Raw genomic sequence first — 18502 nt, 5'->3', positions numbered from 1 at the left:
CATGAACACGCTTTCTTCAAAAGAGTCCGGCAGCTTGAGTGCCAATCCGACAAAACAGCCGATTATTGCAAATTGAGCTGTTTATAAGTTTAAACGGCTCAGCAAGGTAAATATTATGAGCCGTTTAAGGCGACAAAACGGCTCACCTCATCCCCATGAAATACTGCTGGCAACGTCGAGATTGGCCTCTCAACCCCGTGCTAGAGAGCTGGACCGGCATTGACAATCTTTCGTTGACCATGCGAATGGAGCTACTCTCCGGTCTAGTCAACAGGAGCTACTGTAATGAGTCGCCAACCGGTAAGAGATAAGATATTACGCCGAATTCTGGAGTTCGAACCTGGCCAACCCATCGCATATCGAAAGCTGAAGGGGTATGGGTCCGGTTCCGCTGCTCAGAGATGGCTCAAGCACTTTTGCCAGGCAGGCACCATAACGCGGGTGATGACCGGCTTTTACGTTCGCCCAAAATCGATAGCATCCCTGCCTAACATCACGGTGACCTGTGAACCAGCGGCGTTGGCTAACGCCTGGGCACAAGAAAAAGGCTACATTCTGACAACTACAGACGTTGAGGAACTTTATCGACTACGGTTCCAAACACAAATGCCCGTGCATACTCAGTTATGGACAAATGGCCCCAACAAAACCTTTAAGATCGGGAATGCCTCCGTGTCTACCCGACACGTTCCTCCATCTAAACTCCTGTGGCACGACATCCCGCTCGGGCGCCTTTTTCGTGCGTTACAGGCCCTCAACCCAAATACGACAAATCCGGAGAATTTGGTGCGTGCATTCAAGCTGCTTGGTCATTCTGAAAGTGAGACCCGTATCGGCCTCTCCACACTGCTCGAAGAACCGTCCCTCGCCAAGTGGGCACAAGTGTTTCATGAGGCCATAGATTCGATTTGATTGCTTAGGTAAAGCCACCTGCAAAATACCGATTCACCCCGCAGATCATGGTAGGATTCAGGTTAAACCGTCAAAGGCACCAGAAGATAATCTATACGCCTAAAGAGATATTTCTGCGACAATAAGAGCGAGGGAGTATGGCGAATAACGATTTTTTTAAGAAGAAGTTAGAGCTTCTGAAGAAAGACAAGCAAGGGGTATTAGGTGATCTGGCATCTCCGTTAGAGGAGCACATCCAAAGCAAGGACGACACGACTCCGATAGAGATACCCATCGACGGGAACTGGTTTAAAGTTTCATTTTCAGCGATCCAGGTAAAGCAAGATCGCTTAGTCATTAACGCCGAAAGAACCCGCAATGGGTTTATTGGCGACCAATATGTGGTGGAATTTCAAGGTACACGCGCCGCTTACTTGCGAGGCTATTATGAGCCCTCTCATAGAGTAGGTCGCTGGCCTTTCATCCACTGGGACATCCGCTCCTACGCAAATCATCCGACAGATCCAAGCAAACGGGTCTACGTAAGTGGTTTCTATGCCCATCATGAACTCAAGAAAATGATCCAAAGGATGGAGCAGCGCTACGGAGTTAAAAATATCGTCAACACCTACATCAATGACAATCTTCTGCGCCTGCAGGTAGGTATTCGAGCTGGTATGTCACCCTCTAAGATTGAAAAAGATTGGTCAAAAGGAATGATGGAGTCACTCGGATATCACCATGTCGAGGCACTTGATACCGGAGTAAAAAAAGGTGCATGGCTAGGCGCCAAGGTTCATTGGTTTAAAAACAAAGAGGACGCTTTACTATGAGCAAAGACAAGCCTGATTTGTACACTATAGAGCCTGCACTTATCAATAAATATACCGACGATGAACTGCAAGTATTTACTCGGGAGATTGAATCCGGGGCCAGCCCTTCCAGGGCACTACATACATTCATTGCTCACGTTGGGGAAAATAGCCTCGACTCATCTATTATTTTTTCCCTTTTGAAAATGGCATATCCAGAAATCGATTTAAGTTCAATTACCGGCCTGATACACGACTCAGGTTATCCGTTTGGAAACCCTGACGACTTAGATGACGACGGTTTTGATGACCTGGTTCGACAAGCCTACGAAAATCCATCCGAATGGTAATAAAGCATGGCAGGCAGCGAACAAGGAACCGAACAAGGTGAAGGACTTGATGTTTTCCTAAATCGGATTGGGACCGCACTCAAAACGCAATTGCCAGGAAGCTATTGGGTTCGCGCAGAAATACTCAAAGCCGACACATCGAAAGGTAATCATTTATCTTTAGAGCTAGCATCCTACGATGGATCGCAGGGAGCTAAAGCTCGCGCTTGGATCTGGTCATCCAATATCAACATTGTATCTTCTTTTGAGCAATCAACTGGCTCCAGCTTGAAAGCCGGTCTAAAAATTCTTTTTCAATGCCGGGTGCAGTTTCATCCTGAATTTGGTCTTTCTCTGGTCGTAGAGAATATCGATCCTAAATTTACGTTAGGCGACATGGAGGCCAAGCTCCAAGCGATTAGAGAGCGCCTAACTTCGCTGAACGAGATTAACCGCAATAGATATTTGGACAAGCCCAAAGATTTTTGTCGCGTCGCGGTGGTATCGCCAGAATCTGCAGCCGGATTAGGCGACTTTAAAACAATCGCTGATCGACTGGAAAAATATAATCTATGTAAATTTAATTATTACCCTTCTCTATTTCAAGGTGCAAATGCTGTGGCTAGTATTGTTTCAGCAATTTCACAAGTCGTTGTCGATATAGAAAATGGAAACCAATACGACGCATTAGCCATTGTGCGGGGAGGTGGAGACAAAGCTGGGCTCTATCAACTCAACGAAATTAAAATCGCTCGATGTATATGCCGATCTCCGATTCCTGTGCTCGTTGGGATTGGACATGAGCGGGACTCAACCATACTGGATGAGGTTGCCAATTGCCGCCTTGCCACTCCTTCTCTCGTAGCCAGCTTTATTCAAGAAGCCATTGTTAAAAATGCAAGGGATGCAAAATTTAACTACGAATTACTCGTGAGGTCCTCGCAGTCTATCTCATCATTTGCAAAGCAAGAGCTAAGGGATTATAGAGCAAACATTTCCCTTTTATCACATAAGAAACTCGAGTCTGCAAGGCGGCAAGTTACCGAACATAATACCAGCCTCACACATGTTCCGAACTTACTGATTCAAAACGCAAAGAGACAAAACGAAGAAAATTACATCAACATTAAACTATTTTCTGGACGTAGCATCCAACAAGCCAAAGAGCTTGTAAGCGAATCTTTTAGATCTGCAATAAATGATACCAAGGTTAACATACGAAGCATTGGTTCACATATCCAGCAACTTAAGATTGATGTTATACGGCGAGCACATCACTCAACTTCAACGGCAAAATCGTCAGTCCAACATTACAATATTCAAATGAGGCAAGGAGCATCAAATTCGGCTCACCAAGCTAAATCCAGTGTGCTTTATAAATATGAAGAATCTCTAAAAGCAACAAAGTACTATTTGGGGCAACAGCGGAATGCCATAGAAAATGAAAGTAAATCGCTGAGAGTAAATGCTGCCCAATCACTCACTGCAATAAAAAGTGACATTAAGATCTTGGTGGAACGAGTGCTACTACTGGATCCAAGTAAAATTCTAGCGAAGGGCTTCGCGTTGATAATGTCGAATGAAAAAAAGGTATTGACCACTAAAAAGGATGTTCTAAAGCAAAAAAATGTAAGTTTAAGATTAAAAGATGGCTTCGTAGAAGCCCATATATTGGAGGACAATCATGAGCAATGAAACATCAGAGTACATGGAAAATTATTACAAATTAAAAGAGGCCGCGGATACGCTTTCAAACCAGGAGACTCCAGACGTTGACGCTATTATCCCATTGGTACAACAAGGCACGGAAGCCTATAAAAAATGCATGGAACGAATCAATCAGGTTGAGCAAATGCTAAAAGAAGTGGAGCGAAAAGGCGAACCCGAAAACCAAAACTAGAATTAAAAGTCTCGTGCCCAAGAGGATTTAAGGCAATGAAAGTAGAGCAAATATCTATCACCAATTTCCGTTGTTTTGGCCGGGAGACTACAACTTTTACGCTTCAGGATAATTCTACCGTTTTTATTGGCTCTAATGGTTCAGGAAAGACAGCGGCAATTCAAGCACTCTCTAGGTTATTTGGTGTTACAAGTAAGCAGCGACAAGTGCGAAAAACAGATTTTCACATCGAGCATGATAAAGACGAACTTGCGAGTGGAAGCACCTTATCTATCGACGTAATACTCTCATTCCCTGGGCATGATGAGCCTGACGGGGCTGACACAATACCTGAGTTTTTCCAGCAAATGGCCGTGGAGACGCCCGGCGGAGACCTTAAAGCACGTATAATATTGAAGGCAAAATGGATCGATGACGGAACGCCTTTGGGTTCAGTAGAGGAAGACATTCGATGGGCCCCTAGACTTACAAACAATTTTGACTGGGAAAAGGATTGCACGAGGGTGCAGGCTTCGGAAAGAAGCAGAATTCAGCTAATTTATATTCCTGCGCATAGAAATATCAGCGAACAGGTGACCAACCTTATAAAGAGTCGGTTTTGGCAAGCGGCCAAATGGTCTGATGAGTTTCGCAATCACGTCGAAGCACTTTCTAAAAATATTCAAGCTAGTTATGCCAATGAGGCCCCCGCAAAATTATTGCTCGAAAAATTATCTTCCCGCTGGAAGCAAGTTCACGACGCGGATACTGACACTGATCCACGATTGAAATTAATCGACAGTCGGTTCGAACGTATAATCCAAAACGCAGGGTTTACATTTTTCCCAAACGAATTTGGTCAAGAGCGAGATCTGGCTGATCTAAGTGATGGGCAAAAATCCTTGTTTCACATCGCACTGACCGCCGCCACACTCGAAGCAGAGCTGGCAGCTATAGAAATGAATTACGAAGACAGCCCCTTCGATCATGACAAGATGAGGAGAGTATGTTTAACACTTCTCGCAATTGAGGAACCGGAAAATTCGTTATCTCCATTTTTTCTAAGTCGGATTATCGAGCAAGCATTGGAAATCGGCAGTCTTGACGCCGCTCAGGTATTGATTTCGAGTCACTCTGCTTCAATTATTTCGAGATTGGAGCCCGAAAATGTTCGCTATTTTCGACTTGATAGAAGCAATCGTACTTCATCTGTGCAAAAAATACTTCTACCGGAAGACGATGAAGAAGCATCAAAATTTATTCGACTGGCAGTCAAGGCCTATCCAGAAATTTATTTTGCTCGGTGCGTCATACTCGGTGAGGGTGCTTCAGAAGAAATCGTTATTCCTCGCCTAGCTGAGGCTATGGGATTCCCACTGGATCCTTCCTTTGTACCCGTAGTTCCATTAGGAGGACGCTACTGTGTTCATTTTTGGAAACTACTAAGCGATTTAAAGATCCCCTTCGTTACTCTACTTGATCTGGATGCCGGACGGTCTCATGGCGGTGCAAAATTAGTTCAAGGGACCGCCGATCGGCTTGATGAAATGGGCATCGATTGGAACAGTAATTCTGTCGTCGAAGATAGATTACTTGATCCTGATAAAATTGATACTCTGGAAGATGCAGATATTTGGTATGACTTTGATGATAACGATTGGCTCAATGTATTTGAGGCTGAAGGTGTTTATTTTTCTGATCCACTGGATATTGATTTTGCAATGCTTCTCTCGTTTCCTGAAGAGTACAAGATTCCAAACCCGGGCGGGCGCGGACCAAGGAACACCCCAGAGTCAATTGAAAATGCGAAAATCGCAACGCTAAAAACAGACGGTGACAGCAGTTTGTACGAAGACCAATACGACGACACCTTCAGGTGGTATCCATACCTCTTTTTAAATAATAAAAGTAAGCCAGAAACTCATATAAAAGCACTTTCCAAACTTAGCAAAGAGAGACTTTCTAGAGATGCACCAAGGGAGCTTAAAGCCTTGGTATCCAAAGTAATAAATATTGTGATGGGAAGTGAAAATGGTCACCAGAATCAACCCCTGTGAATGGAAGCCTCAAGGGGTCGATGATCTTGAGCCCAATGCGTGGGAGGGGTTAAGAGAAAACAAGCAACATGCAGCCGTTTTGGCAGGAGCTGGCGCGGGTAAAACGGAATTTCTTGCTCAGAAGGCTGCTTATCTTTTGCAAACGGGTATTTGCTCGGACCCTAATAGAATTCTCGCCATTAGCTTTAAAAATGATGCAGCACGTGTTTTAAAAGAACGTGTCAACCTGCGCTGTGCTCCAGAACAATCAAGGCGATTTGAATCCTTTACTTACGATGGATTTACTAAGTTCCTTTTGGATCGCTTTCGTCTGGCGATACCTGAGCCTTACGCACCACCACCCGATTACAACATATACTTTCCAAATAAAGGAACGTTTCAAGAGTTCTTGAATAACCAAAAAATACGCGGCGTAAATGTCTACCAGCTTCAGAAAGACATCGCTAACCTGCCTCTTCCGGCGGGTCAACACAATTATCTGGCCCTTAAATCATATTGGCAGTGTCGTCTGACATCTGACGAAGTGGCATTGTCTTTTCAAATGATAAACCGTTTGATTGAATACCTTATACGCTCAAACCCAAATATTAAACATGCCTTACGATCCACTTACCCATTTGTCTTCTTAGACGAATTTCAAGATACAACATCGCCGCAATATGAACTTTTAAAATTTATTTTTCTAGAAAGTAATAGCCTAATTACAGCGGTCGGTGATGATAAACAGCAAATTATGGGGTGGGCGGGAGCACTACCAGAAGCTTTTAATGTATTTAATCAAGACTTTGGAGCGAAGAATTTCGACCTCGTTTCTAACTGGAGATCACATCCTGAATTGGTGTCAATGCAACATGCCATCGCACAGATGATTACCCCGGGTTTGACTCAGCCCGAGGCAAAGAATACGAAAAATATGAAAGGGGACGTAGCGGCGATATGGGGGTATTCCGACCGCAATGATGAAATTCAAGGTGTTTCAAATTGGATATCTGAACAAATCAACTCAGGGACCAAAGCTCATGAATTAGCAATACTCGTAAGAACACACGCAGACAAATTGGAGGTTGAAATTGCACCACACTTGTTAAATAAAGGTATCTCCATCAGAAATGTTGCACGGATAGTGGACGGAATCGCAATCCAAGATATCTTGACAGAAAAGCTAACCACAATTATTTTGCCTTTTTTATATCTCGGTGTACTAGAAAGGAGTCCGGAAAATTGGAATAGAGCACTCATAAGCCTTTGTGCTTTGGAAGGTGTTGATTTCGTAGATGAAAGAGCACATAGCCAGCAGCAAGATCGGCTACAATATTTTTCAAGATTATTAAGGCAAGACCTTAGCAACGGTAATTTTCATAAAGGTCGAATTAACCCTACCATCTCATCGATTCTCGCTTTTTTAACTGAAGACGCGATAAGAAGTTCTATTTCTGAGTATAAGCAAGACAGAGATTACAACAGGGTACTCAATGGCATTGTTAGCTTGCTTGAAGAGTGCGCGGATTGCTCGTCATCCTGGCTGGAAGCGCTTGATAGATTTCAAGGTGTCGATCAAGTTCCGCTGATGACCATACACAAAAGTAAAGGGCTAGAGTTTCAGACCATCATATTTTTTGGGCTTGATGCTAAGACATGGTGGAGTCTGACACCTGATAACCCAGAAGAATTGCGATCATTTTTTGTGGCGTTTACGCGAGCCAAGCAAAGTACTTTTTTCACTTCTTGCTCTCAAACAGGGAATCCCGTTACCTGGATTGAAGAAATCTTAACAAGTGTTGGTGTTAATAAATTGGCTGGACCTGGTTGCGAAAATTAATTTCTCAACGTTGCAAACAAGCGAAGCAATAAAAGTTGAACCTACCGTTTGCGGATAACAACAATCATAAGCTAGACAACCTCATGCGTCACTTTATACATATAATTAGAACCGATCGATCATTAGAATATGTAATTCGATAAAAAGGCGTAAACAACCAGACACTATTGAAAACTAATTCAGGCCAGATCGTACAACTATCTGCAAAGCAGTCTTTCTGGCTTGTATCATTGGAATACGACTATGAAGCTAAAGCAGCATTAAGAACCCTTTTATACAAATAGCTGGAACCTGGGGTATTTTCGATGCTGTTCATTACCTAATCAGCATGGTTTTCGGCCTAGTATCGAGATACTTTCTAGTATTTCCAACAGGTAAGCATTATCCTCTATAGCTCCATGAACAGCACGGATAACTGGACGCTAAATGACAATAGCAATCATTGGTCAGAAGAAATACGACTTTCAGGATAGAGCCTGCATTGCCATAATGCTGCACTTTTACGATTGTGATAATGCTGAATTTTTTGTTGAGCGTGAGGGTTGTGAAGATGGAGTATTGTACTTAAATGACCAACATAACCATATTGTTGAAATACAAGTAAAAGGTGCTGATAAACCAGTCACAATGGATTTTATTGTGGAGTGCTTGGCACATATGCCAGACAGATCCGCGAAAGATACTCTACTGGAAAAGCTCATCGAAAATGATCATTTGTACGTTGTGCTGGTAATGACTGGCCGATGTGACGATGAAACATCCATTTACACTCACCCTTGGGGATGGAAGCTAGAAGCACATAAGTCAGGCAAGATACAAAATAAGAATGCGTCTATACTTTTGGATAATCTATCGAGCGCCAAAATATATCAAAGTGCAACACCTTCAAAACTCATGCAAGAACGCGCAAAACACTGTAACGATCTGGCAGGCCGATTAACCCCCGCGAATTTGGCCAAAATACTACACAAACTAATCGTTATTGAACGTACTGATGATCAGACGATAAACTCAATTTGTTGTAATATCCTTCAACAAAAACATCATGTCCCACAAGACCAGCATGAAAATGTACTTTTAAAACTCTATCAGGCGGTTAAAGATGCCAAAGATACAAAAAATATAATTGATGCTTTCCCTTCGGTTCGCACCATCATTGATGAAGCGAAACCAGCGCCAGTCCTCCTTGGTAAATATGTGTTACGTGGAGACGAAGACAACTTTCACAAGATTCTTGCTACTGAAAACGTCCTGCTGCTATCTGGCTCACCAAGAACAGGAAAAACCTTTCTAGCTAGAAAACTCGCAACAGATTATCAATCCAAGGGCTATAACGTTTTACTTTGTAATGATATAGAAGAAGCAGAACGTTTTCTATACCATATGAGCCACCATCCGCGCTTAGCCTTTCTTGATGACCCGTTCGGTGGCACACAACTAATTGCTAATCCTATACAAGCACTTACAAAGTTAAAACAACTTGCCACTACTCTATCGTCAAAGAGAAAACTTATTGTTGCACAATCCCAAGATCAGCTTCTATTCACTACCAATCAAAACAAAATTGAAGATGTACAGCTACACGCTAATAGTTTTTTTCAAAGTAAATATTACACATCCACGTTTCTCGTCAATTTATGGCTATCTCTTTGCGATACCTATACAGTTGATCCATCGTTAAAGAAAATTGTTATCACTGGGTTACAGAATAATGATATTGATCTAGAGCCTGGTTGTTTAAATTATTTAGCTATAAACCATCACGAATTGAATGACAACTACGCTCTGGAAAATATTACTCGTCATGCTAGAACTGATGCAAAAGATCTATCCCTTGCGTTGACCAACAATGGTTACGAACAACTATTACAATCCTTAGCTATCACATCGTCTACCATGCATGGTATAGACGAAAAGGATTTGGCATTTATATTATGTGATGAAGTTCAATTGCCCGAATATGAAGAAGACTGTCACACATTTTCCTTGGGTGCAGGCACTCCTAAGGGCTTTGAGCCACCCTGCTATGACAAGGAATACACCTTGTCAGAAGTACATCAATCCCAGCTGGATGATCTTGAGAAGAGAAATATCATTAATATTGATGATAATGGGACGATTCGCATTACCCATGCGTTTTATCAGTCAGCAGCAGAGCTAACTTTGGAAAACCCCAGTGCGAGACTTGCCCAAAAGATCATTAACATCACTGAACGCGGCCTTCGAACAATAACACCAATAACAAGTCGCTCAACAGCTCGTAACCTTCATTGGGTTTATACCTACCTTGGCAAAAGATTAAAACAACAGGAGGAGCTGCTTAAACTCGCCGAAAGTGGCTTAAAATCGTTTTTTCCAGCCACTCGTGACCTTTGTTTCGACTTTCTATTGAACCCAAAGGTTTCTCTGAACGATGGAATGCAAAAAGACTTACAGGAATGGGTTAACCGCGTTAGTTTTCATTCGCTTGATAATATTACTTGGGTCAATGGTGAGGCTGTTATTGATACCAGTCACTCTACTGATTCATTCTTTCGGCAATATCAACATGTTAACGAAGGTGAGGTAATAGACTATTTGCAAACCTTAGATGGAAATAGCGAGACTTTTTTAACACCTGAGCAAATAGAGAAAATACTAAGATTCTATTCAGCGCAACCTGATAAAATTTCTCATCATGCTGTAAAAACTTTATTATCCAATGATGTCGCCATCATTCGCTCTGAAGTTGCCAGAATATGGCTTTCTATTACACGTACTGATGACAATGATATATTAGAAAGAATATTTCAAGAGAACCACCCCAGCGTTGCATTAGCAGTACTAAATGCAACCATCATTAGCTGGGAAACGCTCACACAAGAACGGCAAGATAAACTGATTGCCGGTCTTATCCAGATGTCTGAATGCGTATCTAACGCAATTGCCATGATGAATCCTCTGGTCATCTTCGAAAGAACGCAGGAAGAATATGACATTACTCCACCTTGGCCTGTTTTTGAGGCAATTATGCCAATTGTAATATCAAAACTGCCCATAAACGCGACATTTTCTGACGCGCGTATGTTTAATGTATTTAGAGAAGCGGTGCCGCATGTAGGCGCTAATACAATGCTTGCTATTTGTGATAGCTGGATGGGATATTTAGAAAATCAACTTGACAATCAAATGTTGCCAAGTAACTTCTCCCTTGGTGTGGCAAAAATTTTAATGTCTACCACGAAAAAATACCCTGAAAAGCGAGAAAAGAGAATTGAGCGTTTGCTCTCCTTTACTTCTACGCCGGCATTAATGGCCATTATCAGTGACTTGGTAGACGACTGGCAACATCTAACAATTGAGGAGAGAGAAGCATTAACCGATACCTTAACAGGTAATCGTACGGATAAAATATGGCTACAAGCGATTGTTATAACCAGTGCAAACGTCCCTGCCTCACTTCAGAAAGTTATTTTGGGAACACAACTTTCTCTTGATGACAGCCCCAATACTATTTTGGAAATAATGGAGCCTTCCTTGCTTAACGCCTCCATGAAAGTTTTCTGCGGCAACCCTCAGCCATTGTGGTGGATCGGCTGTCATCACAATTCCACCAAAGAATGGGAGCCCATTATTGAGTTAATAGCCCGATCACCTGATCATGACCTTTTTGAACTTGCCTGGAGCGAAATTACCTTTGGCGGCGACGGCAAGCGAGTAGCAAGCGTTATTAATGATGTCGGCGTTAAACATGCTGAGAGAATGCTCGATCTTCTACTGAAAATCAAACTGGATTGCACAGGGAATTATATGCCTGAAGCTTGGTCTGCACTGTTCTCACTAGCTCCTAACAAAGAAACAAAACAGCAGTGGTTTGAAATAGTTGATCCATATCTTCCTGATATTCTTGACGATCCTTTTGATATAGAACTCTGGTTGAGTGACAAGGACGTTTTCGAACTAGCTTGTGAAATGTTGCAAGAGGACTTTCATAATTTAAGACTCTATAGCCAACTATTGAAAGCAAAAGAAAATAATGATGTATCATTATATGCAGAATATATCAAACTGCTGGATAAAGTATTTGATAGTTACCCTCCACGCTTATTTGGCACCTGCGATTGTATATTACGTATTTTAAAGAAGATTCCCAATATTCCACCTAAAATCTCTAATGCTGTTCAAGCAAAAAGAAAAGCTATATTAGATGCAAAGCATGATGACAGCACAAAGCCCAAGTTGAAATTCGATGATATTACTGACTGGTCAAAGTCACCTTGAACCCGAAAGGTCCACCAGCCATATGTGTTATGGCCTAAGGAACGTTTGATCAAGTCCAAATATTTTCTGCGTGAATCCAAAATGCTTTATCGCGAAGCATATCTTACAGCTAATGGCAATAGGTCTTATCAATAAATGCAACATAGCGAAAAAGCATTTAGACTTTTGACGACACCCTTCAGGGCTTTCAGGCTCCCCCGAATTCGGTATCGGCTCTTTTGAAAGACGGGCGCATTCCTACAAATAGCCGCATCGCAAAAATGATCGAATACGATTACGCTATGACAAATAGTGAACTAATTATTGAAACACGCAAAGCGTTGGCCGCTTATATCATTAGACACCTGAACCTAGACACTGACTTAACTCCACCACGCCAGCAAATACAATGCATTAACTTGAACTAGATTGATCTTTATTAAAAAAATATCTATTTCAAATTTTTGTGTGTAGGCGTAACAAAACGCTTGCCAGAGATACTACCTATAAACCTATTGAAAAGTAATACCGTTTAGAAAGGCCGAGCAATTTGATCGCTCGGCTTGCATAATTATTGCTCCCACAGAATGCTAAACTTGGCCAAATTGTATATTACGATCCCAAGAACAAAAAGCAGCTGGGCTGCCCACCGATTATCCCACTCTGACTCTTTACAGCTCGACCACATGCGTTTTCACTTATTATGGTTGTATTATCGTGAGTCGCGAAAAATCGGTGTCAAGATGACACAATCTACGTTAAGCGCTTTAGCTCATTAGTTTTTAGCTTTTGGCTCCCAATTCGGCCCTTATTAATAACATCGGGATTCCCCAACTTTAATCCGGAACTCTTCCGAAATGAAAAGTAGGCTGCTCCATTGAAGTCGAATCTCCAACTTTTTAGTGACCCTTGCCATTCCCTAATTTGAATTTCTCCAACGTTTGCGTGATTAGCAATACTGAAATAGGTACGCCATGTTCTATCATACAACCGGTCATAAGTTTCGAATACTTGATCGGATTCATCTCTGAACGAAAGGTTGCTCAAAAACAGAACCGAAGCAAGCTCTATATTCTGAACTCCGGTCAACGACCATCGAGCTCCGCTATACCAATAGCTCAATGCTTGAAAAACCCCCTCGGAACTCTTTTTATGAAAACCTTTTCCGGATCGCGGGTCCAAATACTTTACTTCTACTCCAAAAAATTGGTTTGTAAATCCACACTCCAATAACTCATCTTTCGCCTTAATGAGGAAGTCAATCTTTAATGGTATTTTTTCGCCATTAATATACCCGTAACCTGGAACTTCGTGGTATACATCAAACCATTTAGCAAACACCTCAGAGAACCAATCATGAAGGTCCGACTCTCTGCTCCAACGAGTAAGATATTCATTAATTGCCGCTTCTCGCTGACGGTAAAGAAATAATTTCAAAAGTCTGTCTTTGTTATATCCGTTTTCCTGACAAAAATTTTCGATGCATGCCTGTAATTCTTCAGCCTCCTCAACGCCACTTTTGATCGGCTTTCCTTCTTCAGCGTAATCACCTAAAGGTAAGTCCTTCAAATTAGCCATATTCAGCTCTTGAAACTTTTTTTGGTATAGCTCAGCGAGCTTCAAGTCAGCCGCAACAGGCTGTTGTGAATGAAATCGTTTGGGTTCTTCTTTTCCCCGAAACTCGCCACAAAATTGGCATTGAAAAGCGTAAGCAGTCCCTTGCCCTTTATTCCGGCAACGCAACTTGAGATGCATTTGACAATCATGCATTAACTGTTCAAGGGAGTTCGCACTAGTAATATGTGAATAATTCACTAAAAACTTTCCTCTCATTCTCAAATTCAAACCGTATTCGACCCTTAGTATTTTGGTGATTGACTAATATTAAATACCCTTCCTCCATTCGAAACGCCTTTTGAATTCTTCAAAAGTGACATCTTTTTCCACTGTTAAAGGAATAAATGGAGCGCCTAGTTTGAAAAAATTCACTGTTCTGTGCCTACCATTAACAAACCGAATTCGGTAAGCATTTCCCGCTACAAACATGTATTTCAAAATCGCCGTTTCATCAGGCTGCTCGAACTCAGGCCTAACAAAATAGATTGATTCTTCCAGCGTGGTATGAAAAGGAGGTAAGATAGAGTCGTCACCTTTGAAATCCTGTGCATCGTATATTTCCTTAAGCGCCTCAATACTGCCACACGAATGCCTCTCTTTCTCTTGCTCAATCCAATAACTTATGAATTCATGTGTATTGACAAGTATGACCTTGTACTTTTCATCCAAAAAATATGCGGCATTCATAACGTGATGCTTCTCGGGGTGCAGTGGCAAGGGTATGATCATCATACGCTTTGGCGGTCCCAAATAGTGCTCCTGATGGCCATCCGATAGCACGTCCAGCATATCGTATCGGGAGTTTAGGGCTTCATTGTATCTCTCAATAGTCTGATGAAAGTAAGGCTTTTCTACGGGCAACGAATTGGAAAATGATACGCCGGTAACGTACCCACTTTGTTGATGAAACAGGATATCGCTACGCCCACCGCTTGCAGTAAAAGTCCAGTCGAAATCAAGAACACTGCTTGAACTATTGAGAGACCTGGCTATTTGAGTACAGACTTTAAAGGCGCTCGTTCGAAACGGCACGACTTCAAAATCTTGCACAATCGCAAATAAGTGTACAACACGCCTCTTTATGGATTCTTCAACATAGAGCCCCAAAGTCCAGTCAGTCTCAGGTCTTTGAATGGAATGCAGATGTGAGCGCCGCCAAGTCCTTACAGTAATTGGTTTAATTTCGTGTTGCATAATCCAAGTAACATCGCGCTAGGTGATAATTCGCGCCAATACGCGAAATGTTAGTCCGCGAAGTTAAGCGACTCATGGCGAACATTACGTCAGAATTTGATTCGATTACAACATGTTACCATCGGCGCCGATAACTTTTAATTTCCGTCATCCTAGCCCAGTTCTATTTTACATTGCGGCCTATATTGATCCAACAAGCAAACTTTGAGCGTTATTGTATTCAGCTAAAAGTAACCACTCAAATTAACACAAGACATTTACCCACCCACTATACAAACCATGAAAACCCTATTAATCCGTTAGTTAACTGCACGTTAAAAACAGGTAAATGCGCGATCATTCGCGCCACTGAGCTGCATGTAAGGCGCTTTTCTTTACTTTTCTTCATTTTTTTCTTGGTCGGTCATCCGTTCTATGACGAGAATCAGTGGAACTTCCTCAAGTACTGTCGGAAAAGCATGCGCTCAACTAATGACTATATCGTTACAATTGCCCCTCCTGGATTATGGTGGGTTCGGTGGATAGACCAGGTCGCCCCTCCTTATCGGAAGGGCAGTACACCACAAGTACGGGTGATCCTTGAAGAAATTGACGAATCTCGTCAAGAGCCGTTGACTTCAAATCATATTTTCCCAACTCCAGGGAGGAAGAAGCCGATATTAGTTGACGCAGGAATGATCCCCCTAATCCCCATAGGAACAGTCATTCAAGACAGAAAAATCTGCGGCTTTATTCCAAGCCCTATAAAACACTTCAAAATTGATACAGACAATTGTATTGAGCAAAGCGTCACAGAAGAGCTTCCAGACAAGCCCCAGTGGTGGCGCCCCGAATTACCATACAGGCCAATTAGCAGAAAATTATTTCCACTCGATGGCTATTTAAATGGCAATTGCACGATTTTTACATCAGCCAACTCAACAATTGCTACTCCTGACTGTGAAATCTTTCGTTGCTTTTATGCACCAATAAGTTATCTAGCAAATATCTTCCTCTCCACGTCGATTGTTGATGAATACATAGAACAACTAATTCAATCAAGCGATTCATACTATTGCGAGAAAAACAACACTATTGAGATTGTTATTCGAAAAGGATTTCCTTCTGATCACAAACTTTTTTTGGCAAATCTTCTAATACATCCGTACGGCAGACGCTGCCTAAACTACCTATCAGGATCACTTCTTAGCGACGAAGGAAATCTAAAAGCGCTTATCCCGTTTCGCACTTCATCACTCAAAGTCTCGGGAAGATGCTATAAGTTATGCGAGCACACAAATAGATACCTGCTCTACAATATTACGCACGTGGACTGGCCAGATGATTATCCCGACATTAACTATCGGTATGATAAAAGCAATGAAAAAGGCAAGTCGTCATCAGATTCGGATAAACCCAATCCATATTCCCAATACTCTCCAACCTATTATAATTTAGATGACTCAGCTGAAGATCCTCCCACAATATTGAATGAAGAAGAACCTTCTGCACCGAATCCAACGCCAATAAAAGGCTTAAATGCTACTTGGAGCAACCAGCCAAAGGAATTTAAAAAACCAAAGGAAATTAGCGAGTCATACTCCGATGAAGAAAAATCCGATCCCAAATATCGCACCACCTCAGAAATTTCAACAGGAAACCCATTTGGCACAAAGGCAGGGATTGCAAACGGCGAAGCCGTTCCAGAACCAGCAGATTACCCCATAACAGAAAGGTTTGGATTGATACTGAAGATCATGAGTATGCTCGTTCAACACCCACAGATAAAATCGGTAAAATCGGTAAATCCAAAAATAGTAACCATTACACGATCAGGTAGAGCTGCACATGAATTCCCTAAGGAATATCAAATGAATCCGATGTCCAAAGTGAAAACTCGACTTAGCTGGAGCACTTTAAAAATAGGTAAAGCGGATAAAATACCAAGAGCGGCTTTTATTTTTGAAATTAAGGATATGTATAATCGAACGACCTACTGGATTGAAATAGAGAGCACCCAAACGGTTAGCTATCATTCCGTAAAATATAAGTACATCGATAATGAAAAGTCAACAAACCATGAAGATATAAAACTAATGTTAACTTTGATTGCTCTAGGCAAAGGAAAGAAAAAAGAAATAATGATGCTATCCCAAAAATATTTTCCAGAAGTTAACATTGATTTCTGGAAGCATAAATTTAGCTCAAAGAATGAGCTTGACCTCAAAGATGTGTTGAATGAAATTCTATCGATTGGACTTTTCGACTATCTCAAATGGTGCTCCAATAGTTCACCGACGCAGTCGACATAGGCCTTTCCTTTCCATCCCCCCAAAACACAAATCTTGATTTTTCGCTAGAGATTGATTCAATAAGATAACTCGAGACAATTTGTGGGATCAGTATTATGCTTTCATCTATCCTCCAGTAAACTTTAGCTCCATCAACAAAAAAACTATCGACCGTCTGATTAACAACCAGCCCCAAAGGAATTCCATAAAGCAAACTGAGCATCTTAGCTGTTAATGCCTTCCTCTCAGAAAGGTCACTAGATTTATCAATTCGCGCAGATAGAACCCTGCACTTTTCTCTGAGCAACCGATCGAGCTTCTTTTCATCTGTTTTCCGGATAGACAGAGATGCATACCTCACCCCACTGAAATACTCAACAAAATTAAAAAACACCCGCAGTGACGCTCGCAAACCCGGGTTTCGCAACTGAAAATTTCTAACAGATTCTGGGGAACACTCCAATAAAGTATTGCTTTTGCATAAAGAATATAAAAATGCTTCCGCACATCTTAAATAAACTCGAATAGTTTTCTTTTTGTAATTTTTACTTCCTTTACATAGCAGATAATCTAGGTATTTCTTAAGCACAACCGTAGCCCGCTCATCATTTCGAGAAATAATGTCTTGTATTCGGCGCGACTCCTGAATGTCACTCTCAATTTCGGCATTCCACTCAACAAAGAATGCTTCACACAATATATTTGCCAAGGTCGAATAGGATCTAGAAATCTCATCCTCAATCGAATCCATTATTAGCTTCTGATCTACACTCTCAGCATTTTTCGAACGCACTTCCAAAAATCTAAATGCGGATGCTAGCCTATCAACCCTTCCAACCAGCTGAACTGATGATGACTTATTTAATATATGTTTTGCAGCAACCAAGAACCTTTCTCTAAAGTCTTCTCCTTCAAGCATTTCTACATTCAGAATTATGCGTGCTTGAACTTTATTTTTTCGATCACAGTACGAACATATAGAATTTCCGATCCCAGCCACAGCATTCCCGCATTGAGGGCAATCGTGATGAGGGCAACCACGCTCAAAACATTCAATACACAAGCCGTTTTCGTTATAGCTTGGGCTTTGCTTTCTATGCTTACCACAGTGTTTACACGTTATGAATTTGGTAGATACGCCAAGTTTTTTGAATTCCGAATTTTTACCCCCAACTGATTCATATACAGATTTATTGTTGGTTTCCTCTCTATAAAATACATTTGCACAAGAACCGCATAATGGCGAATCGCCAACCCTTCTTGAGGCTTTATCAATTCCTTTTTTGCACCGGGCACAATTGAGCGATACATTTCTGCATTTGCGGCAAATCTTTATCTCATCGAATTTAAATATTCTCGCTTCTGCCAAACATCTACAGCAAGAAGTCAACGGAA

12 protein-coding genes are annotated in these 18502 nt (G+C 41.6%); 9 read left to right on the top strand and 3 right to left on the bottom strand.

The genetic code is table 11. From position 1 onward, the window contains the following. Nucleotides 1–285 precede the first annotated feature (285 nt). From SDE_RS01040 to SDE_RS01005, 8 genes are all read left to right on the top strand, one after another. A complete protein-coding gene (locus tag SDE_RS01040) occupies nt 286–912 on the top strand; it encodes a DUF6088 family protein (RefSeq protein WP_011466689.1) in 627 nt (208 codons plus the stop codon). Between the two features lie 137 nt (nt 913–1049). Then, entirely contained in the window at nt 1050–1724 is a 675-nt protein-coding gene (locus SDE_RS01035) for a hypothetical protein (protein ID WP_011466688.1), read from the top strand. Further along, on the top strand, nt 1721–2053 hold the full coding sequence (locus SDE_RS01030) for a hypothetical protein (RefSeq protein WP_011466687.1): 333 nt from the start codon (nt 1721–1723) through the stop codon (nt 2051–2053). The genes SDE_RS01035 and SDE_RS01030 overlap by 4 nt, the downstream gene beginning before the upstream one ends. A gap of 6 nt (nt 2054–2059) precedes the next feature. Beyond that, nucleotides 2060–3727: an exodeoxyribonuclease VII large subunit gene (gene xseA, locus SDE_RS21035; RefSeq protein ID WP_011466686.1), complete on the top strand. Its 1668-nt coding sequence runs from the start codon at nt 2060–2062 to the stop codon at nt 3725–3727. After that, nucleotides 3717–3932 (top strand): exodeoxyribonuclease VII small subunit, encoded by a 216-nt coding sequence (gene xseB / locus SDE_RS01020; RefSeq protein WP_011466685.1) that lies wholly within the window; start codon nt 3717–3719, stop codon nt 3930–3932. The genes xseA and xseB overlap by 11 nt, the downstream gene beginning before the upstream one ends. A 35-nt stretch (nt 3933–3967) precedes the next feature. Next, entirely contained in the window at nt 3968–5968 is a 2001-nt protein-coding gene (locus tag SDE_RS01015) for an ATP-dependent nuclease (protein ID WP_011466684.1), read from the top strand. Beyond that, nucleotides 5943–7787, top strand: a complete 1845-nt coding sequence (locus SDE_RS01010) for a UvrD-helicase domain-containing protein (RefSeq protein WP_011466683.1) — start codon at nt 5943–5945, stop codon at nt 7785–7787. The genes SDE_RS01015 and SDE_RS01010 overlap by 26 nt, the downstream gene beginning before the upstream one ends. Nucleotides 7788–8213: 426 nt before the next feature. Then, the gene (locus SDE_RS01005) at nt 8214–12047 is read left to right on the top strand and encodes a hypothetical protein (RefSeq protein WP_011466682.1); all 3834 of its coding nucleotides are present in this window, start codon (nt 8214–8216) and stop codon (nt 12045–12047) included. A gap of 732 nt (nt 12048–12779) precedes the next feature. On the opposite strand, the gene SDE_RS01000 is transcribed toward SDE_RS01005, so the two are convergent. Together SDE_RS01000 and SDE_RS00995 are read right to left on the bottom strand one after the other, a co-directional pair. Continuing rightward, a complete protein-coding gene (locus SDE_RS01000) occupies nt 12780–13841 on the bottom strand; it encodes a hypothetical protein (RefSeq protein WP_143710819.1) in 1062 nt (353 codons plus the stop codon). A gap of 69 nt (nt 13842–13910) precedes the next feature. After that, the gene (locus SDE_RS00995; protein ID WP_011466680.1) at nt 13911–14837 is read right to left on the bottom strand and encodes a hypothetical protein; all 927 of its coding nucleotides are present in this window, start codon (nt 14835–14837) and stop codon (nt 13911–13913) included. Between the two features lie 185 nt (nt 14838–15022). Between SDE_RS00995 and SDE_RS00990 the strand changes: the two genes are divergently transcribed. Continuing rightward, nucleotides 15023–17128, top strand: coding sequence for a hypothetical protein (locus tag SDE_RS00990; protein WP_041323981.1), 2106 nt, complete (start codon nt 15023–15025; stop codon nt 17126–17128). On the opposite strand, the gene SDE_RS00985 is transcribed toward SDE_RS00990, so the two are convergent. Continuing rightward, nucleotides 17088–18476 (bottom strand): hypothetical protein, encoded by a 1389-nt coding sequence (locus tag SDE_RS00985; RefSeq protein WP_143710818.1) that lies wholly within the window; start codon nt 18474–18476, stop codon nt 17088–17090. The two genes, SDE_RS00990 and SDE_RS00985, sit on opposite strands and share 41 nt — an antisense overlap. Between the last annotated feature and the right edge of the window lie 26 nt (nt 18477–18502).

The sequence above is a fragment of the Saccharophagus degradans 2-40 genome (genome assembly GCF_000013665.1).
In the GTDB taxonomy this organism is placed as follows: Bacteria; Pseudomonadota; Gammaproteobacteria; order Pseudomonadales; family Cellvibrionaceae; genus Saccharophagus; species Saccharophagus degradans.
The sequence above is the reverse complement of the archived record's forward strand: the minus strand, read 5'-3'. Positions and strand labels throughout refer to the sequence as shown.

Coding starts and splice junctions, on each gene's coding strand:
- SDE_RS01040 (WP_011466689.1), top strand. CDS start 286: ATGAGTCGCCAACCGGTAAGAGATAAGATATTACGCCGAATTCTGGAG.
- SDE_RS01035 (WP_011466688.1), top strand. CDS start 1,050: ATGGCGAATAACGATTTTTTTAAGAAGAAGTTAGAGCTTCTGAAGAAA.
- SDE_RS01030 (WP_011466687.1), top strand. CDS start 1,721: ATGAGCAAAGACAAGCCTGATTTGTACACTATAGAGCCTGCACTTATC.
- xseA (WP_011466686.1), top strand. CDS start 2,060: ATGGCAGGCAGCGAACAAGGAACCGAACAAGGTGAAGGACTTGATGTT.
- xseB (WP_011466685.1), top strand. CDS start 3,717: ATGAGCAATGAAACATCAGAGTACATGGAAAATTATTACAAATTAAAA.
- SDE_RS01015 (WP_011466684.1), top strand. CDS start 3,968: ATGAAAGTAGAGCAAATATCTATCACCAATTTCCGTTGTTTTGGCCGG.
- SDE_RS01010 (WP_011466683.1), top strand. CDS start 5,943: ATGGTCACCAGAATCAACCCCTGTGAATGGAAGCCTCAAGGGGTCGAT.
- SDE_RS01005 (WP_011466682.1), top strand. CDS start 8,214: ATGACAATAGCAATCATTGGTCAGAAGAAATACGACTTTCAGGATAGA.
- SDE_RS00995 (WP_011466680.1), bottom strand. CDS start 14,837: ATGCAACACGAAATTAAACCAATTACTGTAAGGACTTGGCGGCGCTCA.